Source organism: Paraclostridium benzoelyticum (assembly GCF_001006285.1).
Taxonomy (GTDB): domain Bacteria; phylum Bacillota; class Clostridia; order Peptostreptococcales; family Peptostreptococcaceae; genus Paraclostridium; species Paraclostridium benzoelyticum.
Genome location: NZ_LBBT01000212.1, coordinates 12,293 through 38,297, shown reverse-complemented (window position 1 = coordinate 38,297; position 26,005 = coordinate 12,293). Strand labels below are relative to the sequence as shown.

Sequence of the window (26,005 nt, the reverse complement as noted above, 5' to 3'; positions counted from 1 at the left end):
ATTTCATTTTTATCTAAATATTTTTTTACATCTATAACTCTTTGATTAGAAGAACCTCTTAACTTTATAGATAAATTTTTTCGTTCTTCGTCAAATTGTCCATCTATTAATATATCTATATAATTTAAAATCTTTCTTTGATTTTCATTAAATTTTTCTACAGTGTATCCTGTCCATAAATATATAAGTTTATTTGGATAATGACTTTTAAATTCTCTACATAAACTAATTACACCTTCAACATTTTGAGGACATAATGGTTCTCCTCCTAATATTGCTAAATCTCTATATATATTATTTTTATTTATGTTTTCTATAATATAATCTAAGTTTTCTTGCTTAAATTCTTGTCCTCCATCAAAGTCCCATGTCTCTTTATTAAAACATCCTTTACAATGATGTGGGCATCCTTGAGTCCAAAAAGACATAGTTATCCCTAATCCATTAGCTATATCATTATCTTTTATTTTAGAAAATCTCATTTTCATCACTCCAACCTTATAGATGTAAAACTCTTTCGCCTATTTCCTGTGTACGTCCTTTTCCCCACATATTTGCACCTATATATCCACAAGTTCTTCTCATAACTTGCATTTCATTTTTATCTCTATTTCCACAATTAGGGCAATACCATTCTAAATCTTTATCTAACTTTATTTCTCCTGTATAACCACAAGAATAACAAATATCAGGTTTAGTGTTTATCTCGGCATATTGTATATTATGGTATATATAATTTATTATTTGTTCTACTGCAGGTAAGTTTTTACTCATATCAGGAACTTCTATATAACTTATACATCCACCTAAACTTATATCATGGAACTGACTTTCAAATTTTAACTTTTCAAAAGCATCTATCTCTTCGCTTACATGAACATGATATGAATTCGTGTAATACATTCTATCTGTAACATTTTTTATCTCTCCAAATTTTTGTTTATCTATTCTACAAAATCTTGAAGTTAAACTTTCTCCTGGAGTTCCATATAATCCAAATCCAAGACCAGTTTCATCCTTCCATTTTTGGCAAGTGTTATTTAAGTGGTTCATTACTTCAAGTGCAAATTTTTCACCATCTTTAGTAGTATGGCTAACTCCAAGCATAGCTTGTGTCATTTCATACACACCAACATAACCTAAAGAAAGAGTTGAGTATCCATTTTCTAATAATGAATCTATTTTTTCTCCTTTTTTAAGTCTTGCTATACCACCATGTTGCCAATGTATAGGTGATACATCTGATATTACACCTTTTAATAAATCATGTCTAACCATTAGAGCTTCTCTACAAAGTTCTAATCTTTCATCTAATACCTCCCAGAACTTCTCCATATCTTGATTTGCTGTTAATGCAACTTGCACTAAGTTTAAAGAAATTACACCTTGGTTAAATCTTCCATACCATTTATAATTTCCATTCTCGTCCTTCCATGGACTCAAGTGTGACCTACATCCCATTGGTGGGAATGTGTTTCCTTCGTAATTTTTTTTCATTATTTTCGCACTTTGATAATCAGGTACTAATCTCTTTGTATTACATTTAGCTGCTAATTTAGTAATGTAGTCGTATTTACCACCTTCTAAGCAATTGTGCTCATCTAATAGATAAACTAACTTAGGGAACTCTTCTCCTACTTCTTGCCCTTTGTAGTTTTTCATTCCTTCTAGTCTTTGAGCTATCATTTCCTCACAAATTAAAGCCATTTCTCTTTCATACTCACTACCTTCTTCAATTTCTAAGTAAATAGTTGAGAATGGAGATTGACCATTACTTGTATATAATGTAGATAGTTGATATCTTATAGTTTGAATTCCGTTTTTTAACTCTTCTAACATTCTATCTTCAGCTAAATCTTTAGCCATTTCTTCTGGATACTTATCCTTATATTTGTTTAAATATTTATCATATGAAACTCTTAAAAATGGAGCAATATGTTTTATAGTTATAGAGTTACCTCCATACTGCCCACTAGCAATTTGAGCTATTATCTGTGTAGTAACTGTACAAGCTGTAGTGAATGACTTTGGTGATTCAACTAACTTATTACTTATTACTGTACCATTATTTAACATATCTTCTAAGTTTATAAGCATACAGTTATGAATAGGTTGTATAGCATAATCCATATCATGGTAATGAAGAACTCCCTCATCATGAGCATGTGCTATATGAGCTGGAATTAACTTTCTTCTAGCTATATCTTTTGATACTTCCCCAGCTATTAAATCTCTTTGAGTTGAAGCTAATAAACCATTTTTATTAGAATTTTCATTCATAACATCTTCATTACTGTTATCTAAAAGACCTAAAATACTATCATCTGTAGTATTAACTTCTCTTTTAAATGATTGAACTGCTCTATACCCCTCATATGCTTTAGCTGTTAATTCATGTTTATGATTTATTAAATTTTTATAAACCATATCTTCAACCTTATTAACAGTTGCTACGTCTTTTGTTTGATTAAAACTTAATTCAATTTCATCGGCTATTTCTTTAGCCATTTCTTCTTCATATATTCCACTTCCGTACTTCATAGCTTTTAGTATTGCATTTTCTATTTTTGTTTTATCAAATTTTACAATACTGCCATCTCTTTTAATTATATTTAATTGTTTATTCATAAAACTCTCCTTTTGTCTAATACATATTGATTGATTAAATTTTATTCTACAAAAGTATTGACTTTTATAATTTTATGTTGTTCATATAAGCATTTTTCATACTATATGTAGTAAGCACATAGTCCATTCTATACCATATATAGTATATATTCAAGTTGGTTAATACCCATATTTTTTAAATTTTCTCATAAAAATTTAAAAGAAACCGCTCTAAATCTACACTCTAGATACAGTTTCTTTTTTTATTTTTTTATTTTTAAATTTTATATGTTATTTAATACTGGCGCTAATGATGAATCATTAAAAAATGTATTTGCATTATATAAGTAAAGTAAATCCGTAACATTCTTTTCTTTAATCAATTTTTCTATATCTTCATAATAATATCTTGGATCTACCATTATAATCTCTTTGTAAAATGGAGTTAAAAATTGAACAAAGCTATTTGCATAAGAATCTTTTATTAGTAGCAAGGTTTTATCACTTTCACTTGTAGTTTTTATATCTACAACTGGATGATTTCCACCTAAGAAAACTTCATACTTATCCTTTTTTTTCAATGCTTCACTATCATATATAGTAGGAGATTTTTTCTTTTCTTCTTTATATTCTACTATCACTTGATCATTTTTATCTTTAGGTGTATATATATCAACTTGATCAGGCTTTACTTTGTACCCGCTCTTTGAATATAGTGTTCCATAAAACTCATTTGAAACTCTGTACTTGTCATAACTATTGGATTCAGATTTTAACCCTGATAGCTTAGCAAAATCTAAAAAAGCATAATATGCACCTAATGTAGTCCAGTGGTGATCCGTTTTATAATATATATATTCATCTTTATGTTTTTTCATTTCACTTGATACATTTATAAAATCTATTTTGTTATCAATAGATTTTGATAGTTTATTTAAATATTCATCTTGATTATAAACAGGAGCAAATGCTGGTAATTTATCATCTAGTATATTAACAGCAGTTGGTGCTATTAACATACTTGTCTTCATATCCTTATGTTTATTCGCAAACTTATTTATAGCTTCTATATTAGCATTTAAATACTCTTCATTTGGTTTTCCAAAACTTTCTATTAAATACCCATCATCACATTTAAATACACCGTTTTCACTATTTTTACCCATGAGGTCGTCAGCTTTAGTTTTAATTTGAATAAATTTATCTCTTCCAACCATTTGATCAATAGTATATTTTTCGTATTTTTTTGTATATCTACCTTCAAATAATCTATCTAGTGTAAATTTAGGCTTTTGTTCTAGAAGTCTATTCTCATTTTCTGAAAACTGTTTATCCTTAACTAGTAAATTAAGACCTACAAATGAAAATATAGTTACTAAAAACATTATTGCCATCAATTTTGAATATGCATTTATATACTTACGATTATTTTTTTTTGTAAATTTCAAAGTCCTCACCCCTTATTAGAATCTAAAGTATAAGAAAGGATTATATGTTTCATTTACTAAATATGCTATGCTTAAAAATAACAAAACAAATTGAATTATTACAGTCAATGTAACACCTTCCATTTTTCCATTTTGAATAATTTTTTTAAATACCTTATTAACTATAGGTGTAGAACATAATATTAAAATTATTAAAAGAATTAAGTTTGTATGTAAATAATAAATAAATGTTGAATCTATTATTTTATTTCCATTTAAGAAAAACATTACTTTTATGTATTCCAAAGATTTTTGTATACTTTCAATTCCAAAAAATGTCCATCCAATCATAACTAGTACCATTGTGTATATATGTTGGATAAAGCCAGGCATTTTCTCTAATATATTTTTTAATAAAAACTTCTCTATCATTAAAATCAATCCATAGTATAAGCCCCATAATATAAAGTTCCAATCAGCTCCATGCCATAGTCCTGTAAGAAACCATACTATACATAAATTTCTAAGTTGGAATATAGTACTACATCTATTACCACCTAAAGGTATATAAACATATTCTCTAAACCAACTTCCTAAGGATATATGCCATCTTCTCCAAAATTCAGTAACACTTTTAGATATGTATGGATAATTAAAGTTCTCAATAAAATCAAATCCTAGCATTTTACCAAGACCTATTGCCATATCAGAATATCCACTAAAGTCAAAGTATAGTTGCAAAGTATATGCACCTATCGCAAGCCAAGCCGTTAAAACAGATATTTCACTTGCATCATATTGTTGTATACTTGTAAATATCATACCTATATTGTTAGCAAGTAACACCTTTTTAGAAAGACCTTGTATAAATCTATCTACACCTTCCCCAAACTTGTTCATACTATGAGTTCTGTATTTTAGTTGGTAATCTATATCTGTATATCTAACAATAGGACCTGCAACTAACTGTGGAAACATCGTTACATAAAGGCCAAACGATATTAAGCTTTTTTGAACTTTTACCTTATTTAAATACACATCAATAACATATGATAATGTTTGAAACGTATAAAATGATATACCTATTGGAAGTGGTAGCTGATTGTATCCAATATTTAAAGAAAATATGCCATTTATATTTTCAATTAAAAATCCATAATATTTGAAAAAACCTAATATACCTAAATTCACTAAAACCGCAAATATAAATATTCGTTTAGATTTAATCTTATTTCTTCTATATTTATTTATAAGTAACCCTATTAAATAATCAAATACAGTAGTAAACATCATGAGAAAAACATATACAGGCTCTCCCCATGCATAAAAAATCAAACTAATTAACAACAGTACTATATTTTTCATTTTTCTAGGCGAAATGTAATATAGAGTTAAGGTTATAGGTAAAAAAGTAAATAAAAATACTATACTACTAAAAACCATTTGTTTACCTCTCTTTTTTAATTTTTGATACTTTCTTTAAATGAATCAGTCAGTTTATCTAAATCCTTTGAAACTGCATAAAATACAAAGTTACCTTTATCTTTGACTTCGTAATCTTGAAGTAATGCTACTTGTTTTGGTCCATATCCACTAAAACTTTCAATTTGTTTATTAACTCTACTATCTATAGCATCTTCTATTCCTTGAATTTGCCCCTTATCCTTTACTTTTATCACAAGCATCTCTTCTACATCCATAGTAGATTTAGGTATGTATATTGAAAAATCTTCAAACTCGCTAGAGTTTAAACCAAAAAATCTTCTTAAAGATTTGCTATCACTTTTTTCCATATTGTTTAAATTAACAGTTTTGCTAATATCTTCAGTTATACTTCTAGCAGATTTATCATTATTTATTCCACATCCACTAACAATAAACATCGTACATACAAAACTAAGAGTCAAAATACACTTTTTAAACTTTCTCAAAATACTCACTCCTATCTATAAATTAGTCTTAATTTTTAACATATTTAAATAACCATTATAAAATTTAGGACTAAAATGTATACCATCCGGCGCATATAAGTTGCTTTTTGAGTTAACGCTATCATTAACATCGATAAACTCTACATTTAAAGCCTTACACATACCTTCTAACGCCTTATTAAAACTATATACATTCTTAAAACTATGCTCTTTTTCCATAGCTGCTTGAGTTGTTGGTATTATAGAAGTTACATATATTTTAGAACTCGGTAATTTTCGTTCAATGTCTTTTATAAGTATTTCATAGTTATTAATAAAGTCCTTAGAGTTACTAAACAATTGTAAATCATTCATTCCATAAGTTAAAAACACATTACTAGGTGAAAGGTTAACAACTTCTGATACATCTCCTTTTGCCTGTATTACATTTCTTCCTTTATATGCTACAACTGATGATGGACTTAAAAAACCATATTCTGTTAGTCCCTCACCTCTTGAGTCCCCCATTATTACAGAATCATCAAATACTTTTTCAAAGTTTGCATTATCTTTGTTTTCATCTATATTCGAACTGTCGTCGCTATTTTTTTCAATTTCATTTCTTATACTTGATATATCTTCTGATTCTAATTCTTTTATTTTAGCTACGCCTTTTTCCGGATTTACTTCTGCTTGGCCGAATTTGATTTTATATATATGCCTCGCAAAGCCTAATAAAATTAATATAGCGCCTCCGATCAACACAATTTTCATAGTACGAACATATAAAATTTTCCTCATAAGTGTCACTTCTTTCTTACATATAATATTAAATTTCTTACCATATAAAATAATTATATATTATACTCTTTTTCTTCCATTTTTTTGTATAATTTTTTTTTACAGTTTTGTAATTATTTTCGACATATTATTTTTTCATTCGACATGATATTATAATAACAAAAGGCATTGCCAATTTCTATGACAATGCCTTAATTTCAATAATTTAACATTTTATTTTTCTATTACAGTATATTTTTCAGCAAATTTAACTGGATGATATGAAAGCTTTGCTTTTCTAAGACCTTCTATCCCTAAATCTTCTTCTCTATTAACAAATTCAACATCACTAAATTCATTTAATAAGAACTGTTGGTTAATATAAGGGTACAACCCTCTTATATCTGCATTTGCTTTTTCAACATGTATTACCGCCATATTATCATTTAACATTTCTCCAATAGAAAATGCTTCTAATTTAGAGTCAATATATATACCACTTATCTTTAATGTCTCTTTTAATTTTTCATAATTCTTAAATATTCTTTTTATTGCTTTAAATTCACTATCTAGTTCTATACTTTCCTCTTTATCTTTTGACCACTCTTTTAATAAATTTATACATTCATCAAAGTCTGCTTCTTCTAACTTTTTATATTCTACTCTATCACCATATTCTTTAACAAAACTATTTAGGTGGTTTCTTTTCTTTTGATTTTTTCTTCCTGCTAAAGTTCTTAGACTTTCTCCATCATATATATAATCAAAATTGTTGCGTTCTTCAATATATTCGAATCTATCTCCATAAACACTTTGTAAGTATTCAACGACTTCTTTATTTATAGCTTTTAAATGAATTTGTTTGTGTTGTTTCTCAAAGTTTTTAATTATAAAATCAAAAGCTTTATTCATATTTTCTTTTTTAGCTAAAGGCAATATTATAAAACCTTTGTTTTCATATTCTCCTGCAACTATAGCAAAATCCTCTTCAACATAGTACTTTGTATTATATAAATCTTTCCACATATATAATGTAGTAAAGCAATACTCACATGCTTCGTAATCAACTAAATCAAAATATTTATCTAATATGTTTTTACAATCTATTTCTATATCCTTAAACACAATAAATTACCTCCAAATCAATATATCATATATTACATTATATCAAATTTAATTGATTTAATTAATTAGTTACTTTTTCGTAACCATGTTTGAAATTGTCAATTTATTTATCAAAAAAATTTGTTACAGTTTTGTTATATTGTATTTAATTTAAAGTTGTATAATTATATTAGACTTGATTTTATACATTAGAGGAGAGGATTAGAAATTGGCTTATGCAAAAGGAAAACATAGCGTAAAAAAGAAGCAAAAACTAAACAAGCAAAAAGTTAAACTTATTGCTTTACCCATAGTATTATCATTAGGTATATTTATAGGATATAAAGAAGTATCAAATGCATTTTCAAGCACAGTTGGATATGCAAGCCCAAAAACTGTTGAGTTGTCTAAGGAATTACTTGAATCAAAAGATCCTGTAATTCAAAAATTAATAGACTTAGCTCCTGTGTATCCTAAAATTTATGAAATACTAAAAAATCCAAGTGAGTATCCTCCTGAGTTTTTAGTCATGGCATCTAAAAAACCTGAAACAATAGATTTTGTCGCTGACTTTGTAAATCATAAAGGTGGACAAACTGAAGTATCAACACCTGTTGAAGGAAGTTATACAAAAGGCGAAATACCTTTATACATGCAATGGGATGAAAGATGGGGTTATGATAAATATGGTCCTGATTATTTCGCAATTAATGGTTGTGGTCCAACAGCCCTATCAATGGTTGCTGTAGGTCTTACTGGAAATGAAAACTTAAGTCCAAAATATATTGAAAACTTTAGTGTTAAAAACGGATATCTAGTAGATGGTGTTGGTACAGCTTGGTCATTAATGACTGATGGAGCTAAAAAACTAGGCCTTAAAGGCAAAGTTATACCTTTAAGTGCTTCAATCATTATCTCAAACCTTGAAAAAGGAAATCCAGTTATAGCAACCATGGGACCCGGTCATTTTACAACAGAAGGCCATTATATTGTATTAACTGGTGTTACTGATGACGGAAAAATAATAGTTAATGACTCTGATAGTAAAGAAAGAAGTAGCAAAACTTGGGATGTTGACGTATTTTTAAAAGAAGCTAAAAATGTATGGGCATTTAGCGTTTAAGTCTAATACTTATATTGATTTATATAAAAAGAAGCTAATTCAATTGAATTAGCTTCTTTTTATATAATTAATGAGTAAAACCATATTTTTTATTTTCTGCTTTTTTACCATGAACTAATATAGTTGCTTTATTTAAATCATCTATAGCTGTATTTAAGTCTCTTATAAATAATTCAGCCATGTCATAACTTAAATCTGCTCTACATACTATACGTTGTATTATAACTTTATCTAGATTAACAGGTAATGGATATGCTGGTATTTGCCATCCTTTCATTGCTAATCTATCTGCTAAATCATATAATGTCCATTGTACAGCATCTTCATTTCTTAATCTATAACATACTATAGGTAAATTTTCACCATCATTGTATATCTTAAATAATCCTGTATTTTCAATTTCTTTAGATAGGTACATCGCTACATCTTTTGTACGTTGATGTATTTGTCTATATCCTTCAAATCCAAGTCTTAAGAAGTTGTAATATTGTCCTATTACTTGACTTGCTGATCTTGAGAAGTTTATTGCCATCGTTGGCATTGATCCTCCTAAGTAACTTACTTCAAATATTAATTCTTTTGGTAAGTACTCTTCATCTTTCCATATTACCCATCCTATACCTGGGTATACTAATCCGTATTTATGTCCTGATGTACTTATTGATACTACATTTTTTAATCTAAAGTCCCACTCAAGTTCAGGATCTATAAATGGTGTAAATAATCCACCTGATGCAGCATCTACATGTATTGGTACACTTATTTTTGCTGTTTTATTGTATTCTTCAATTAATGCATCTAATGCTTTTATGTCATCAAATTTCCCTGTATATGTTATTCCAAGTAATGCTGCTATACCAATTGTATAGTCATCTACATAATCTAAAACTTTGTCTATATCTAAACTCATATGTTCTTCATCCATTGGTACAGTACGCATCTCTATATCCCAGTATACACAGAATTTTTCCCAACAAACTTGATATCCTGAAGATACTACTAAGTTTGGTTTTTTCTTTGTTGTATCTATTCCTAATTTTTCTGCTCTGTTTCTCCATCTAAATTTCATAGCCATACCACCAAGCATACATGCTTCTGATGATCCTACTGTTGATGTTCCTATATAGCTTAACTCTTTTGGTGCATTCCATAAGTTTGCTATCATATCAACACATCTATTTTCCATTTCTGTTGTTTGTGGATATTCAGATTTATCTATAGCATTTTTTTCTAATGTTTCTGCCATAAGTTGTGTTGCTTCCTCTTCCATATATGTTTGACAGAATGTCGCTAAGTTAAGTCTTGCATTACCTTCATTCATTAACTCGTCTTTTATTAATCTATACGCTATGTTTGGAGCAATAGAATCTTTCCCTATTACGTCTTTTGGAATATTAGAGCCAGACTCTATTGTCCCAAACACTGGTGTACTATAATCATCTTCTTTTTTAAATAACATTTTGAAAAACCTCCCTGAATTACAATGCTTGTCTTTTTTATTAATTAATTTTATTTATATTATCTACTCTTCTTACATGTAATTGAATATATTACAAAAGGTATTAATACTGTTACTACAAAACTTACACTTAATATAGTTAAATATTCATGTATACTCTTACCAACTAACTGACTTGGTGGGAAAAATGATATAATCAATGCAAATATTGAAGTTAAGAAACCGCATGCGGCAACTATTAATTTAAATATTTTTCCACCAGGAACTTGATAAGAACGTTTTAAATCATCTCTTTTTAGTATTAATTTAAAGTACCCTATGAAGAATAGTAAATATCCTACTAAATATATAACTACTGTTAGTGATATAGCTGTAAGAAATGAAACATTGTCTCCTCCACCGCCAAGTGTAAGAACCGCTGCCCATATTGTAACTACTATCCCTTGTACAAAAACTAAGTTTACTGGAACATCATGTTTATTAGTTTTAGTTAATGATTTTGGTAAAATTCCTTTTTGAGCTGCTATATACATACCTCTTGAAGGTCCTACAACCCATGCACTAACTTCACCCATTACACCTAATGCTAATAGTAATGCTATTAATTTTACAATCCATGTTCCATTTGGTATAAAATGTAGTATTAAAACTTTAAAAGTATCAACTACTCCTGAACTTAAATTTAAATCACCTTGTGGAATTACAGCTGCAACTGTTAATCCTCCAATTGTGTTAAGTACTATAGCTACTATAACTAATATAATCATAGCTAATGGATAATTGCGTTTTGAATTCTCTAATTCATTTACATGTGATGCTGATGCTTCAACTCCCATATATGCTAGTATAAATGATACAAAAACAACTAATGTATTTACTTTTGAAAAGTCAGGAACAAAATATCTAGCTCCTATCTTTACATCAATTGGATTACCTTGTACTAAATAAGCTATAGATATTCCAAATAATATTATTGCTGGTATAGCTATTCCAAGTATAAATCCAGCTTTTGCTATTTTAGCAGTATTCTTTGTTCCACCTAATTGTGTTAATGTTAATCCCCAGAATATAACTAAAACTGCTATAAATTTTAAAACAGGAACATTGTTTAATGCATTCCAGTTGAATATATATGAAACACAACCTAATATAAAATAAATCATTGTTACAAATCCAACTGTTATTTGGAACCATTGAAAAAATATCGCTGCAAATCCGAATCTTTCTCCTAAAGTATTTCCAACCCAAGCAAATATTCCACCTTCTTGCCAGCCATCAACTGTGGCCATTTCTGCTGCACACAATGCTACAGGTAAAAACCATAATATTCCTCCAAGTAAAAGGAAAAATACTAAATTAAATCCTGATGTAGCAAATGTAGGATACTCATATACAGTCATAACCATTGATGCAGTCATTGCGAAGAATGCAAACAAAGTAAGTGAATTACCTCTAGCTGCGTTTTCTTCTTTCATGTCAATCATCTCCTATTTTGTCTTAATTCTTCTCAATGTAAATTATCATAGGCCTAAAATAATTTCTTAATTTTATATTGTATATTTACCCTATTATAATCCTATTAAACTTTTTTTGCAAAAAAAGTTTCATTTTATTTTTATTTTGCAATTTAAGCTTCATTAGCCTTCAATTTAACAAACAATAAAAAAAGTCTTAGTATTATTTAAATAATACTAAGACTTTTTCAATCTATACTATATTTTTTATATTAGTGAGTAAATCCGTACACTTTGTTTTCTGGTTCTTTACCATGAACTAATACATTTGCATCATTTAAATCTTTTATAGCTGTTTTTAAATCTCTTATAAATAATTCAGCCATATCATGACTTAAGTCTGCTCTACATACTATACGTTGTATTATTGTTTTATCTAGGTTAATTGGTAATGGATATGCTGGTATTTGCCATCCTTTCATTGCTAATCTATCTGCTAGGTCGTATAATGTCCATTCCACATTAGCATTATCAATCAATCTATAACATACTATTGGTAAATTTTCTCCATTATTATAAATTTTGAATAATCCTGTTTTCTCTATTTCATCAGATAAGTACATAGCTACATCTTTTGTACGTTGATGTATTTCTCTGTATCCTTCAAATCCAAGTCTTAAGAAGTTATAGTATTGTCCTATTACTTGACTTGCTGATCTTGAGAAGTTTATTGCCATCGTTGGCATTGATCCTCCTAAGTAACTTACTTCAAATATTAATTCTTTTGGTAAGTACTCTTCATCTTTCCATATTACCCATCCTATACCTGGGTATACTAATCCGTATTTATGTCCTGATGTACTTATTGATACTACATTTTTCAATCTAAAATCCCATTCCATATCTGGATCTATAAATGGTGTAAATAATCCACCTGATGCTGCATCTACATGTATTGGTACACTTATTTTTGCTGTTTTATTGTGTTCTTCAAGTAATGCATCTAATGCTTTTATATCATCAAATTTTCCTGTATATGTTATACCTTGTAATGCTACAACACCTATTGTGTAGTCATCCACATAATCTAAAACTTTACCCACGTTTAAGCTCATATGTTCTTCATCCATTGGTACTAAACGCATTTCTATATCCCAGTATACACAGAATTTTTCCCAACAAACTTGGAATCCTGATGATACTACTAAGTTTGGTTTTCTCTTTGTTGTATCTATTCCTAATTTTTCTGCTCTGTTTCTCCATCTAAATTTCATAGCCATACCACCAAGCATACATGCTTCTGATGATCCTACTGTTGATGTTCCTATATAATTTAATTCTTTTGGTGAATTCCATAAGTTTGCTATCATATTTACACATCTGTTTTCCATTTCTGTTGTTTGTGGGTATTCAGATTTGTCTATAGCATTTTTTTCTAATGTTTCTGCCATAAGTTTTGTTGCTTCATCTTCCATATATGTTTGACAGAATGTTGCTAAGTTAAGTCTTGCATTTCCTTCATTCATTAACTCATCTTTAATTAATCTGTAAGCTAAATTTGGAGCAATAGAATCTTTCCCTAAAACATCTTTTGGCACGCTAGAGCCAGATTCTGTTGTCCCAAATATTGGAGTATCATAACTATCTCCTAATTGATTTTTTCTACCATATAACATTTTAAAAACCTCCCTAAATGTATTTTTTTAATAATCTTATTATTTTGTTGTTTTAACTTCTCTTTTTTTAGATGTAATAGCATATATTACAAATGGTATTAAAACTGTAATTACAAAACTTACTATTAATATAGTTAAGTATTCGTGAGCACTTTTTGCATTTAATTGATTTGATGGAACAAATGAAATTACTAATGCAAATATTGATGTTGCAAATCCACATGCTGCAACTATTAATTTAAATGTTTTTCCACCAGGTACATGGTAAGAACGTTTTAAATTATCTTTTTTAAGTACTAATGTAAAGTAAGCTATAAAGAATAATAAATATCCAACTAGATATATAACAACTGTTAATGATATAGCTGTAAGGAATGATACATTATTTCCTCCACCACCGAAAGTAAGAACAGCTGCCCATATTGTAACTATTATCCCTTGTACGAAAACTAAGTTTACAGGAACATCATGTTCATTGGTTTTAGTTAGTGATTTTGGTAATATGCCTTTTTGAGCTGCTGCATACATACCCCTTGATGGTCCAACAACCCATGCACTAACTTCCCCCATAACTCCTAGTGCTAATAATATAGCTATTAATTTTACAACCCATGTACTATGAGGTGCAAAGTGTAATATTAAAGCTTTAAATGTTTCAACAACTCCTGCACTTAAACTTAATTGACTTTGTGGAACTACTGCTGCAACTGTTAATCCACCAATTGTATTAAGTACTATAGCTAATATAACTAATATAATCATAGCTAATGGATAGTTCTTTTTAGCATTATCTAGCTCATTTACATGTGATGCTGATGCTTCAACACCCATATATGCTAATATAAATGATACGAAAATAACTAATGTATTTACTTTTGAAAAATCTGGTACAAAATATTGAGCCCCTATTTTTACATCTATAGGATTTCCTTGTACTATGTATGCTATTGATAATCCAAATAAGATTATTGCTGGTATTAATATACCAAATACAAATCCAGCTTTTGCTATTTTAGCTGTGTTTTTTGTACCTCCTAGTTGCGAAAACGTTAATAACCAGAATATCACTAATACTCCAATAAACTTAATAACCGGAACATTATTTAATGCATTCCAATCGAATATGTATGAAACACAACCTAATATAAAATAAATCATTGTTACAAATCCAACTGTAATTTGAAACCATTGGAAAAATATCGCTGCAAATCCGAATCTTTCACCTAAAGTATTTCCAACCCAAGCAAAAACTCCTCCTTCTTGCCATCCTTCAACAGTAGCCATCTCTGCTGCACATAGTGCTACTGGTAAGAACCATAATATACCTCCTAGTAATAAGAAGAATACTAAATTAAATCCTGATGTAGCAAATGTAGGATATTCGTAAACTGTCATAACCATTGATGCGGTCATTGCAAAGAATGCGAATAAGCTAAGTGAATTTTTTTTGGCAGCTTGTGCCTGTTTCATCTTAATCATCTCCTGATATTTAATTTTTATAAGTTCACCTAATAATACCGGGTTACTATCCCTAGACCCTTTGGTATCACCCGTGTTTGTATTAATTAGATACCCCGTATTTTTATATCAAAACATATTTGGTAAATGTTGTAAAAATCTAAAAATTCATTCTTAGCAGATAATAATTATATTTTAAGTTTCATAGCTTCCCATAGTTTTTTGTAATCTCAATTTTATTAAGCATAAAAAAGAGTAGCAGTTCAGCTTGCTACTCTAAAATCTCTTTTAAATTTAAACTTTGTAAGACATCTTTTCTAAACTTTTCAATACTTATTCTATCCATAAAGTCTCCTAGTTTTTCTCCCATTTGACCATGCTCATTATAATATTCAAGTATTGTTTTTACTAAGTTATAAGCTTCTTCCTCAGTTAATCCCTTAGTTATTATATCTGCACTTCTTGGATAAAACCCAGCACTACCACCAGCTGTTACAAAAAACTTTCCATCTATATCTACTAATACACCTATATCTTTAGAATACACACTAGTACAAGCATTTCTACACCCTGCAACACCGATTTTAGTTCTATTTGGAAGTATCATTCCATGAAAGTTTTTACTTATTTTCATTCCTATTCCTATAGTTGGATATTTTGAACGTTTACAAAAGTTAGCAGGACATATCTCTACATTTTTAACTGAGTTTTGATTTTTAACCGCTGGTTCCATATCTAGATCTTTCCATATACTTACTAAATCTTCTTGCTTTAAATTTGTTATTAAAATTCTTTGCCCAGATGTTAACTTAAGAACACCATTATATTTTTTTGCAACTTCAGCTATTTTTATAAGTGTCTCAGGCAAAACAAATCCTCCTGGTATATGTGGAGTTATTGCATAAGTTCGCTTTCCATCTTTAATTTTTTGTAAGTTTCCGTAATTGCTCATAAAATCTCTCTCCTTAAAATATTAATTTAATTTATTCATATACCTATTATAACCACTTATTTAATTTAATTCTGTAACATACGTTATAACTTAATATAAAAAACCAGATAACGTTTGCAGTTTTATTTTTTAATTTAGTTTTATTTTTAACAATTTTTCCCTTTCCTTATTGTGATTTTTTTGCTAAAATGTTTTTGAAGAGCAAATTAATTTTTTAACAAGCTAGTACATTTATCTCAGTCAAGAATTACATTAAGTCATATCACCCGATAAAAATAATTATAGTTGTATAAAAATCTTCAATAAATTTTATCACTAAACAATAAAAAGTTGCATACATTTTTAAATGTTACAACTTAATTAAACCAAGGGGGAACATAAATGAAACAAGAATTGTTAAAAACTAATCAATCAATAGTTGATGGACCTGAATCTTTGGCCATCAAACTAGATCAAATCAAAAAAGCTCAAAAAATATTTTCAACTTATACTCAAGAACAAGTTGATAAAATCTTTTTAGCTGCAGCAATGGCTGCAAATCAACAAAGACTTCCTTTAGCAAAAATTGCACATGAAGAAACTAATATGGGTATAGTAGAAGACAAAGTTATAAAAAATCACTTTGCTTCAGAATATATATACAATACTTATAAAAATGTAAAAACTTGCGGGATTTTAGAAGAAGATTCAGCTTTTGGTATAACTAAAATAGCGGAACCGATAGGTGTTATTGCTGCTGTAATTCCTACTACAAATCCAACTTCAACCGCAATATTTAAAACTTTACTTGCTCTAAAAACTAGAAATGGTATTATAATATCACCTCATCCTAGAGCAAAAAAATCAACTATTCAAGCTGCAAAAGTAGTTCTTGAAGCGGCTGTAAAAGCAGGTGCTCCAGAAGGGATTATCGGTTGGATAGATGCACCATCTCTTGAAATGACAACAACTATAATGGAAAGTGCTGATATTATATTAGCAACTGGTGGACCTGGTATGGTAAAATCTGCATACTCTTCTGGTAAACCAGCAATAGGTGTTGGAGCTGGTAATACCCCTGCAATAATAGATGCTAGCGCTGATATAGAAACTGCTGTAAATTCAATACTACTTTCAAAAACATTTGATAATGGTATGATATGTGCTTCTGAACAATCAGTTATTGTCTTAAACAGCATTTATGAAAATGTAAAATCTGAATTTGTAAAACGTGGTGCTTACCTGTTAAATAAATCTGAAATAGAAAAAGTAAAAGGTATTTTATTAAATAAAAACGGAGGTCTAAATGCAGATATAGTAGGTCAACCTGCATATAAAATAGCTGAGTTAGCTGGCCTTTCAATACCTAAAGAATCTAAAATATTACTTGGTGAAGTTGAGTCAGTTGACATATCTGAACCTTTTGCTCACGAAAAATTATCTCCAGTACTTGCAATGTATAAAGCTAAAAACTTTGATGATGCAATATCTAAAGCAGATCAACTTATATATGATGGTGGTTTAGGTCATACATCTTCTATATATTTAAATACAATAACTCAATCTGATAAACTTGAAAAATTTAGAAATTCTATGAAAACTTGTAGAGTTTTAGTCAATACTCCTGCTTCTCAAGGTGGTATAGGAGATTTATATAACTTCAAATTAGCTCCATCTTTAACACTTGGATGTGGTTCTTGGGGAGGAAACTCTGTATCTGAAAATGTAGGTGTTAAACATTTAATAAATATAAAAACTGTAGCTGAAAGGAGAGAAAATATGCTTTGGTTTAGAGCCCCAGAAAAAGTTTATTTCAAAAAAGGTTGTTTAGGAGTTGCTCTTCAGGAGCTTAAGCATGTTCTAAAAAAAGAAAGAGCCTTTATAGTTACAGATGGTTTCCTTTATCAAAACGGATATACAAAACCTATAACTAATTTATTGGATGAAATGAATATTAAACATCATACATTCTATGATGTTGCGCCAGACCCAACATTAGAAACTGCTAAAGCTGGTGCTAAAGCTATGGCTGACTTCAAACCAGATGTAATAATTTCCATAGGTGGTGGTAGTGCAATGGATGCAGGTAAAATCATGTGGACAATGTACGAGCATCCAGAAATAGACTTTGGTGACTTAGCTATGAGATTTATGGATATAAGAAAAAGAGTTTATGAATTCCCTACAATGGGTGAAAAAGCTTACTTCGTAGCTATACCAACTTCTGCTGGTACCGGTTCTGAGGTTACACCTTTTGCAGTTATAACAGATCAAGATACAGGAATCAAATATCCTTTAGCTGATTATCAATTAATGCCTAATATGGCTATAGTAGACTCTGACTTAATGATGAGTATGCCTAAAGGATTAACTGCAGCTTCTGGTATAGACGCTTTAACTCATGCTTTAGAAGCTTATGCATCTATGATGGCAACTGAATACACAAATGGCTTAGCTCTTCAAGCTGTTAAATCTATATTTGAATATCTTCCAAGAGCTTATGAAAACGGAACAACTGATCCTGAAGCTAGAGAAAAAATGGCTAACGCTTCTACAATGGCAGGTATGGCATTTGCTAATGCATTTTTAGGAGTTTGCCACTCTATGGCTCATAAATTAGGTTCATTCCACCATATACCTCATGGTGTTGCGAATGCACTTTTAATAAATGAAGTGTTAAAATTCAATGTATCTTCTGCTCCTATAAAAATGGGTATATTCCCTCAATATAAATATCCTCAATGTTTAGAAAGATATTCTGAAATAGCTTCATTCATAGGTATTAACGGAAATTCAAATGAAGATAAATTTAATAAACTATTAATTAAAATAGATGAATTAAAATCTACTGTTGGAATTCCTAAAACTATAAAAGATTGGGGTGTAGATGAAGCTACATTCTTAGAAAGTTTAGATGAAATGGTTGAGCAAGCATTCGATGACCAATGTACTGGAGCTAACCCTAGATATCCATTAATGAGCGAAATTAAACAAATGTACTTAAATGTTTATTACGGAAATGCAAATGTAGCAAAAGAAGTCCTAGAAGGTAAGTTAAATTGTGCTTTAGATTAATTTTTAAAATACATATTTATTAATTATAAAAAAGAACCTCAACTTTAACAAGTTGAGGTTCTTAATCTATATAAAATGAAATTCATGGGATGACTATTTTAAATCATTAGATATTTCAGTAAAGATTACTCCAAGTGCATGAGCTCCTGCATCTGGATATCCTAAACTTCTTTCTCCAACAGTTCCTGCTCTACCCATACGAGCTACTATTTCTTTAGTTGACTCTGCTCCTTCTACAGCTTTTCTTGCTGCTTTTTCAAAAGCTTCTTTAAATGTATCATTTTCTTTTACGCTTAATTCCCATGAGTTTGCACATGGTACTAATGCATCTATTAAAGTTTTATCTCCTACTCCAGCTCCTCTACCAAATGATCTTTCACCTGTAGCTTGTACACCATTAACAGCTGCATCCATCATATTAGCAAAGTTTAAAACAGTAAGTTCATCTTTATCTCCTACATATCTTCCTGCTGCTCTAAAAGCACTTCCCCATATTGGTCCTGATGCTCCTCCACAGTATTCCATTATTACCATAGAACATTCATTTAAGAATTTACCAATAGTTAGGTCTTCTATTGAAAGTATATTTGCCCATTCTCTTTTTAATTGCTTAAATCCTTTTGCTACACTCATTCCAAAATCTCCATCTCCAGCATAAGAGTCTAATTCACAGAATGGTACTTCATTTCTTATTATTATTTCACTCATTTTATCAACTACATAAATCATATTTTCTAAAGTGAATCTGTAATCTTCTATATTTGAAAAATCTTTATTAGTTTGTACTTCAAAACATACATTTGAATCATCTATGTTATTTTCATCTTCATATATATCTGTATATTCTACTGGTACGAAAGCTCCTGAAACCTTAAATCCAGGTGCTTCACTTACTTGAGATAATAAATGTTTTAGCTCATTATCTAATTTCATTATAGATACAGATGCTCCTGCCATATCTATACTAGTCATATAGTTTCCAACAAAAGCTGTACATATTTTGATATTTCTCTTAGCTAATTCACGTATAACAGAATTATTAAGTAAATATAGTTCTTGAAGTGGAGTTCCTCCAAAACCATTAATCATTAATGCAATTTCTTCTTCATTTGAATCTTCTATTTTCATATCTGCTAATATATCATTTACTATTTTTTTAGATAGCTCATCTGCAGAAGATATTTTTTCTCTTCTTACACCTGGCTCTCCATGTATTCCAACTCCAAATTCTATTTCATCTTCTTCTAATTGGAATGTAGGTGTTCCTTTTGCTGGTACAGTACATGATGTAAGTGCAAATCCTAAACTTCTAACATTATTAGCAGCTTTTTGTGCAACTTCCTTTACTTCATGTAAACTCATACCAAGTTCAGCTGCAGCTCCTGCTATTTTATGAACTAAAACTGTTCCTGCAACCCCACGTCTACCAACTGTATATAAACTGTCTTCAACTGCAATATCGTCATCTACTTTTATATAGTCAACAATTAAACCATCTTCTATAGCAAGATGTGCTGCATTTCTAAAGTTCATAATATCTCCACTATAGTTTTTGATTATCAGTAATGTTCCTTTATTACTTGCAGTCTCTTTTATTGCATTATATATTTGTATTTGAGAAGGTGATGCAAACACATCTCCACAAACAGCTGCATCTAACATACCTTTTCCTACAAATCCTGCATGTGCTGGTTCATGACCACTTCCCCCACCACTTATTAAACTAACTTTATTTCTATTTATATTTTTTTTCTTAATTACTTTATATTTTTTTAAAAACTCAAGTTCTGGATGTGCCATAGCTATTCCATTACACATTTCCATAACTACAGTTTCTGGTTTATTTATTATTTTTTTCATAATGTCACACCTCTATCTGTTTTTATAGTTTTTCCCTATGCTATCAGCTGTTATTATTGCAGCTGCAACTTCATCAACGTTTATAGGGAATGGCATAGAATATATAGATTCTTCTTTAATACATGCTTTTTCAGCCACTTCTTTTAATTCTTCTTCAGTAATAGTTTCTACCCCTATATCTTCTAGACAAACAGGAAGCCCTACTTGTAAACAAAATTCTAATACTTCTTCTATTTCTTCTTTAGGTGCATTTTCTAAAACTAATTGTGCTATTGTTCCAAATGCAACTTTTTCACCATGGAAGTATTTATGTGTTCCTTCTAATATAGTAAGTCCATCATGTATAGCATGAGCTGCTGCTAATCCTCCACTTTCAAATCCAAGTCCAGATAAAAGAATATTTGTCTCAATTATGTTTTCTAAAGCTGGAGTAACTAAGTTACAATCTGATGATACTTTAGCTTTAACTCCATCATTTATTAGAGTTTCATAACATAATTTTGCTAAAGCTAATGCTGTATTAGTTCCCTTAGCTTCTCCGCATAACCCTTCTCTATAACCACAAGGTAGACCTGCATTTACATTTGAATATGAACTAGCTGTTGCTCTTGCTTCAAAGTAAGTTGATAAAGCATCTCCCATTCCTGAAACTAAAAATCTTGTTGGTGCTTTAGCTATAACTGTAGTATCAACTAAAACTACACTTGGACTTTGCTTGAAATATGCATAATCATCAAATGCTCCATCTGGTGTGTATAATACTGCTGAATGACTTGTAGGTGCATCTGTTGCAGCTATAGTTGGAACTATTATTAAGTTATCTCCTTGAGCTACACACTTAGCAGTATCTATTGCTTTACCTCCGCCTAGACCAATTGTGCATGCACATTTATTATTTTTAGCTAACTCTTGTAATCTTGCTACTTCTTCTCTAGAACATTCTCCTTTGAAGTTACTTTCAACAAAAGTTACCCCGAATTTTTTAGCAGTTGAATCTAATTTATCTTTAACACGTTCTATATCATCTTTATGTGCGATTAATAAAGCTGAATCCCCAAATACTTTTATGAAGTACCCTAAATTTAATAACTCATCTTGACCTTGTACATATTTTGTAGGACATATAAATGCTTTTCTCATATTAATCTCTCCTTTGTATTTTGTAGTGATATTATTTTTTAAGTTAACTTAATTATAATACCGTTTTCCCTAAAATGCATTGGACATAGATGTTAATAAATTACGATTTAAAACCGTAATTTTTTGAACTTAAATTATATAATTGGAATTTATGTACTTTTCGAAATTTTTTTAACAAATTCAATTTATCTGTTATCTAAGATGCTTTTTGTATAAATTTGGGGTTACACCTTCATACTTTTTAAATATCTTTATAAAGTATCCTGACTCGCTAAATCCAAGTTCATCACTGATTTCATTTATTGTCATATCGGTTTCTTCTAAAAGAGCTTTTGCCCATTTAATCTTAAGCTTTGATATGTATGTTGAAAAATTTTCACCTATTTCTTTTGAAAATAGTCTACTAAAATAACTTGAACTAACATGGCATAACTTAGCCATACTTTCCATTGATATATTTTCACTTTTATTGTTATATATATATTGTATTGCTGGCTTTAAAGTTTTGCTTACATTAATTTCTTCACTGTCTTCTTTATGATCATAAGTTATATACCTATTCACAATAGCATTGGAAATTTCTTTTTTAACACTTTCTATATTTTTTATGCTGTATCCAGTAAAAGTTTTACTATCTATTTCTATTCCATTTCTCATAGTTTTTTCATACATCTCTAAAATCAAATTTTTATTTAATGCCTCTTCTACTATATAATTAGATAATAAAAATAACATATTAGATGTATCTTCTACTTCTTTATATGATAAAACAGGTAAATCATTATAATATTGATTAAGTTGATTTGAGATGTCATTTTGTTCTAGTACTTTATCTGGAACTTTTAATATTTGTTCTAACATATCTGTTGATTCATAATCATCTATTCTCACTTGCCCTGCCATTATTGCACCTATATATTTTTCATCTACTATAATAGGTATAGCAACATCAACTATATTGTAATGACATAAATATATATATGGTTTATTCATTCGTACAGCTTCTAACCCACCTCTTGAATCGCATTTTTCACAGTACTTTGATAATTTAGAATTACCTCTTACTAACTCACAAAATTTGTGGCATCTACTGTGTTTAGTTATCGGATTTCCTTTATAGTCCACTATAACTATTGCCATTTTCGTAACTAGCGAAAGATAATCTTGCAAATTATCCCATTTCTTGAAATCTATTATCTTATTTAGACTTAAATTTTCATTTCTCACTTTTCATACTCCTTTAAAGGCAATTTTATATCATGTACTAATTTTATCATATATGAATAATATATTGTTTATTATGCAGACTATTTAGTGGAGGTGGATTTTATGTTAAATTTAACTGCTAAAGAAAAAATGTTATTAGAAGACGAAAAAAGCCATGAGCAATTATGTGTTCAAAAATATCAAGAATATGCTCAAAAAGCTTCAGACCCACAGCTAAAAAGTTTATTTAATGAACTTGCTCAACACGAACAACAACACTTAACTTCAATAAATCAAATTTTAAGTGGTACTGTTCCAAATGTTAATCAAGCTCAAGGTCAAAACCAAGGAAATCAAAACTCAAATATGCAAAATTCAAATACTATGCCTAACATGAATTTACAATCATCACAAATGAATGCTTATAATGAACAAGATAAAATGTTATGCCAAGACTCACTTAGTACTGAAAAATATGTATCATCTACATATAATACAGCTATCTTTGAGTTTGCAGATAAAAACATACGCCAAGTTTTAAATCATATTCAAAAAGAAGAACAAGAACACGGAGAAAAAATTTACAATTACATGAGTCAACATAATATGTATAACTAGAAAAATAGGATGTGATATCAATTAATGGATCACATCCTTAACTATTTTTGTAGTGTTAAATATTTATATATTATCGGTATATCAATGATTTTCTTTACTAATTTAACTTAATTTTTCTCATTTTTATAAATCATCTGAAAATAGTTAACTTTACTAATATAATTTTTTTTATTGACTTATTTTAAATTTGTTTTATAATTGTATACAACAAGTAGATAACTGAGATAGAGGCGCGAAACTTATTAGTAGTATTATGGAGGTAGCTCGATGAAGTAATATGAAAGGAAATTTCGCCGAAGTAAATAGTTAATAGCTTTAACACTATTTACTGGGCTTATATAAAATATATATAAGACTGTCACATTTTGTGGAGTGCTATTTTCAATGAAAGCGTACGGTATCATCATACTTAGTTAGTATGGATTTTTTCGTATAAAGTCATGAGCATAGTCTCATGGCTTTTTTTACGCTTAAGGGATTATAATTATTCAAAGTTCGTATATAACCTATGAAACTTAGTTATATCCATATAATACATTTTGAGCGTAAAAAAGCTTTTTGAGCAACGGACGAAGTCGTTTGAGTAACGGGACACGAGTTTACCGAGTGGACGTTGACGATATGAAATTTGAGCGACATGAGCGAAGTGAATTTTTTATTTTCATAAAGATTTATTATCTTAGTTACTTACTTATGGAAAACTAACTACCATAAGGAGGATAAGTAAAGTGAGTAATGAAAATCAAGAGTTAAAAAGAGGGTTAAAAGCTAGACATCTAAATATGATTGCTCTAGGAGGATCGATCGGTACAGGTATATTCCTTGCAATGGGTGATACTCTTCACCAAGCAGGTCCTGGTGGTGCTTTACTAGCATATGGGTTAATAGGAATAATGGTTTATTTCTTAATAACTAGTTTAGGTGAAATGGCAACATATATGCCTATATCAGGTTCTTTTAGTTCTTATGCTACAAAGTTTATTGATCCAGCACTTGGTTTTGCACTTGGGTGGAACTATTGGTATAACTGGGCAATAACTATAGCTGCTGAAATGGTTGCAGGATCATTAATTATGAAATATTGGTTCCCTAATGTACCTGGATTTTATTGGAGTATATTTTTCTTAGCTATAATTGTAGGGTTAAACTTTTTATCAGCAAAAGCATATGGTGAATCTGAGTATTGGTTTGCAGGAATTAAAGTTGTAACTGTAATAATATTTTTAATAATAGGTGTGTTAATGATACTTGGCGTAATGGGTTCTGATGAAATAGGCTTCCATAATTATTTTATAGCTGACGGACCATTCCATGGTGGCATAAAATCTGTATTTGCTATATTTTTAGTTGCTGGTTTTTCATTCCAAGGTACAGAGCTTATAGGAGTTGCTGCTGGAGAAAGTGAGCATCCTGAAAAAACTATACCAAAAGCTATAAAATCAATATTCTGGAGAATATTAATATTTTATCTAGGAACTATAATTGTATTAGGGGCTATTATACCGTTTACTCAAGCTGGTGTTTCTGAAAGTCCATTTACTATGGTTTTTGAAAAAGCAGGAATAGCTGGTGCTGCTTCACTTATGAATGCAGTAATATTAACATCTGTTTTATCTGCAGGTAATTCAGGTATGTATGCCTCAACTAGAATGCTATATTCAATGGCTAAAGAAGGACTTGCACCTAAATTTTTTGCAAGAACTAATAAAAGAGGAGTTCCTGTAAATGCATTAATATTAACTACATTAGTAGCTTCTGCGTGTTTCTTAACAGGTATATTTGCAGAAAGTACAGTTTATGTTTGGTTAGTTGCTGCATCTGGACTTGCTGGATTTATAGCATGGGTTGGTATAGCAGTTTGTCACTATAGATTTAGAAAAGCCTATATCCATCAAGGTAATAATTTAAGCGAATTAAAGTTTAAAGCTAAATGGTATCCATTTGGACCTATATTAGCACTTATAATGTGTTTAATAATAATATTAGGTCAAGGATATTCTTGTATAACTCCAAATGGAGTTGACTGGCATAGCTTAATAGCTTCTTATATAGGTATACCTTTATTTATAGCTTTATACGCTGGATATAAAATTAAACATAAAACTAAAGTTGTATCTTTAGATGAAGTTGATTTAACTTTTGATGAAAATATAAATAATTGATAAATATATTGATTA

19 protein-coding genes and 1 riboswitch are annotated in these 26,005 nt (G+C 29.5%); of the genes, 4 read left to right on the top strand and 15 right to left on the bottom strand.

Going from position 1 to position 26,005, the window contains the following annotated elements; translation table 11 throughout:
* The 7 genes from nrdG to VN21_RS10175 all read right to left on the bottom strand — a co-directional run.
* Positions 1-482 (bottom strand): anaerobic ribonucleoside-triphosphate reductase activating protein (gene nrdG, locus VN21_RS10205; RefSeq protein ID WP_046823173.1); only part of this gene is annotated, 482 nt, incomplete at its 3' end.
* A 16-nt stretch (positions 483-498) separates the two neighbouring features.
* Entirely contained in the window at positions 499-2,628 is a 2,130-nt protein-coding gene (nrdD, locus tag VN21_RS10200; protein ID WP_046823172.1) for an anaerobic ribonucleoside-triphosphate reductase, read from the bottom strand.
* A gap of 263 nt (positions 2,629-2,891) precedes the next feature.
* The gene (locus VN21_RS10195; RefSeq protein WP_226896695.1) at positions 2,892-4,055 is read right to left on the bottom strand and encodes a DHHW family protein; all 1,164 of its coding nucleotides are present in this window, start codon (positions 4,053-4,055) and stop codon (positions 2,892-2,894) included.
* Between the two features lie 15 nt (positions 4,056-4,070).
* Positions 4,071-5,477 (bottom strand): MBOAT family O-acyltransferase, encoded by a 1,407-nt coding sequence (locus VN21_RS10190; protein WP_046823171.1) that lies wholly within the window; start codon positions 5,475-5,477, stop codon positions 4,071-4,073.
* A gap of 17 nt (positions 5,478-5,494) precedes the next feature.
* Positions 5,495-5,965, bottom strand: a complete 471-nt coding sequence (locus tag VN21_RS10185) for a DUF4358 domain-containing protein (RefSeq protein WP_052952038.1) — start codon at positions 5,963-5,965, stop codon at positions 5,495-5,497.
* A gap of 15 nt (positions 5,966-5,980) precedes the next feature.
* Positions 5,981-6,718 (bottom strand): GDSL-type esterase/lipase family protein, encoded by a 738-nt coding sequence (locus VN21_RS10180; protein ID WP_046823170.1) that lies wholly within the window; start codon positions 6,716-6,718, stop codon positions 5,981-5,983.
* A 240-nt stretch (positions 6,719-6,958) separates the two neighbouring features.
* Positions 6,959-7,852, bottom strand: a complete 894-nt coding sequence (locus VN21_RS10175; RefSeq protein ID WP_046823169.1) for a DUF2156 domain-containing protein — start codon at positions 7,850-7,852, stop codon at positions 6,959-6,961.
* 205 nt (positions 7,853-8,057) lie between these two features.
* On the opposite strand from VN21_RS10175, the gene VN21_RS10170 reads away from it, so the two are divergent.
* Positions 8,058-8,951, top strand: a complete 894-nt coding sequence (locus tag VN21_RS10170; RefSeq protein ID WP_046823168.1) for a C39 family peptidase — start codon at positions 8,058-8,060, stop codon at positions 8,949-8,951.
* A gap of 67 nt (positions 8,952-9,018) precedes the next feature.
* Here the strand turns inward: VN21_RS10170 and VN21_RS10165 are convergent, their stop codons facing one another.
* From VN21_RS10165 to VN21_RS10145, 5 genes are all read right to left on the bottom strand, one after another.
* Complete coding sequence (locus tag VN21_RS10165) at positions 9,019-10,410, bottom strand: glutamate decarboxylase (RefSeq protein WP_046823167.1); 1,392 nt, start codon at positions 10,408-10,410, stop codon at positions 9,019-9,021.
* 59 nt (positions 10,411-10,469) lie between these two features.
* Positions 10,470-11,885: a glutamate:gamma-aminobutyrate antiporter gene (gene gadC / locus VN21_RS10160; protein ID WP_046823166.1), complete on the bottom strand. Its 1,416-nt coding sequence runs from the start codon at positions 11,883-11,885 to the stop codon at positions 10,470-10,472.
* A 251-nt stretch (positions 11,886-12,136) separates the two neighbouring features.
* Positions 12,137-13,540 (bottom strand): glutamate decarboxylase, encoded by a 1,404-nt coding sequence (locus VN21_RS10155; RefSeq protein WP_046823165.1) that lies wholly within the window; start codon positions 13,538-13,540, stop codon positions 12,137-12,139.
* Between the two features lie 39 nt (positions 13,541-13,579).
* Positions 13,580-15,010 (bottom strand): glutamate:gamma-aminobutyrate antiporter, encoded by a 1,431-nt coding sequence (gene gadC, locus VN21_RS10150; protein ID WP_046823164.1) that lies wholly within the window; start codon positions 15,008-15,010, stop codon positions 13,580-13,582.
* 259 nt (positions 15,011-15,269) lie between these two features.
* Positions 15,270-15,950: a nitrite/sulfite reductase domain-containing protein gene (locus tag VN21_RS10145; protein ID WP_046823163.1), complete on the bottom strand. Its 681-nt coding sequence runs from the start codon at positions 15,948-15,950 to the stop codon at positions 15,270-15,272.
* Positions 15,951-16,331: 381 nt separating this feature from the next.
* On the opposite strand from VN21_RS10145, the gene adhE reads away from it, so the two are divergent.
* On the top strand, positions 16,332-19,004 hold the full coding sequence (gene adhE / locus VN21_RS10140; RefSeq protein WP_046823162.1) for a bifunctional acetaldehyde-CoA/alcohol dehydrogenase: 2,673 nt from the start codon (positions 16,332-16,334) through the stop codon (positions 19,002-19,004).
* A 93-nt stretch (positions 19,005-19,097) separates the two neighbouring features.
* Here adhE and dhaK read toward each other — a convergent pair whose 3' ends face one another.
* The 3 genes from dhaK to VN21_RS10125 all read right to left on the bottom strand — a co-directional run bounded on the left by dhaK (position 19,098) and on the right by VN21_RS10125 (position 23,231).
* Positions 19,098-20,864 carry a dihydroxyacetone kinase subunit DhaK gene (dhaK, locus tag VN21_RS10135; RefSeq protein ID WP_046823161.1) on the bottom strand — a complete coding sequence of 589 codons (1,767 nt, stop codon included), beginning with the start codon at positions 20,862-20,864 and terminating at the stop codon, positions 19,098-19,100.
* A 12-nt stretch (positions 20,865-20,876) separates the two neighbouring features.
* Entirely contained in the window at positions 20,877-22,004 is a 1,128-nt protein-coding gene (locus VN21_RS10130) for a glycerol dehydrogenase (RefSeq protein WP_046823160.1), read from the bottom strand.
* 192 nt (positions 22,005-22,196) lie between these two features.
* On the bottom strand, positions 22,197-23,231 hold the full coding sequence (locus tag VN21_RS10125) for a PocR ligand-binding domain-containing protein (protein ID WP_046823159.1): 1,035 nt from the start codon (positions 23,229-23,231) through the stop codon (positions 22,197-22,199).
* Positions 23,232-23,333: 102 nt separating this feature from the next.
* On the opposite strand from VN21_RS10125, the gene VN21_RS10120 reads away from it, so the two are divergent.
* On the top strand, positions 23,334-23,828 hold the full coding sequence (locus VN21_RS10120) for a spore coat protein (RefSeq protein WP_025161988.1): 495 nt from the start codon (positions 23,334-23,336) through the stop codon (positions 23,826-23,828).
* A gap of 217 nt (positions 23,829-24,045) precedes the next feature.
* Positions 24,046-24,214, top strand: a riboswitch (Lysine riboswitch).
* Between the two features lie 342 nt (positions 24,215-24,556).
* A complete protein-coding gene (locus VN21_RS10115; protein WP_046823158.1) occupies positions 24,557-25,990 on the top strand; it encodes an amino acid permease in 1,434 nt (477 codons plus the stop codon).
* Positions 25,991-26,005 lie beyond the last annotated feature (15 nt).

Coding starts and splice junctions, on each gene's coding strand:
- nrdD (WP_046823172.1), bottom strand. CDS start 2,628: ATGAATAAACAATTAAATATAATTAAAAGAGATGGCAGTATTGTAAAA.
- VN21_RS10190 (WP_046823171.1), bottom strand. CDS start 5,477: ATGGTTTTTAGTAGTATAGTATTTTTATTTACTTTTTTACCTATAACC.
- VN21_RS10180 (WP_046823170.1), bottom strand. CDS start 6,718: ATGAAAATTGTGTTGATCGGAGGCGCTATATTAATTTTATTAGGCTTT.
- VN21_RS10165 (WP_046823167.1), bottom strand. CDS start 10,410: ATGTTATTTAAAAAAGAAGATGATTATAGTACACCAGTGTTTGGGACA.
- gadC (WP_046823166.1), bottom strand. CDS start 11,885: ATGAAAGAAGAAAACGCAGCTAGAGGTAATTCACTTACTTTGTTTGCA.
- VN21_RS10155 (WP_046823165.1), bottom strand. CDS start 13,540: ATGTTATATGGTAGAAAAAATCAATTAGGAGATAGTTATGATACTCCA.
- gadC (WP_046823164.1), bottom strand. CDS start 15,010: ATGAAACAGGCACAAGCTGCCAAAAAAAATTCACTTAGCTTATTCGCA.
- VN21_RS10145 (WP_046823163.1), bottom strand. CDS start 15,950: ATGAGCAATTACGGAAACTTACAAAAAATTAAAGATGGAAAGCGAACT.
- adhE (WP_046823162.1), top strand. CDS start 16,332: ATGAAACAAGAATTGTTAAAAACTAATCAATCAATAGTTGATGGACCT.
- dhaK (WP_046823161.1), bottom strand. CDS start 20,864: ATGAAAAAAATAATAAATAAACCAGAAACTGTAGTTATGGAAATGTGT.
- VN21_RS10130 (WP_046823160.1), bottom strand. CDS start 22,004: ATGAGAAAAGCATTTATATGTCCTACAAAATATGTACAAGGTCAAGAT.
- VN21_RS10120 (WP_025161988.1), top strand. CDS start 23,334: ATGTTAAATTTAACTGCTAAAGAAAAAATGTTATTAGAAGACGAAAAA.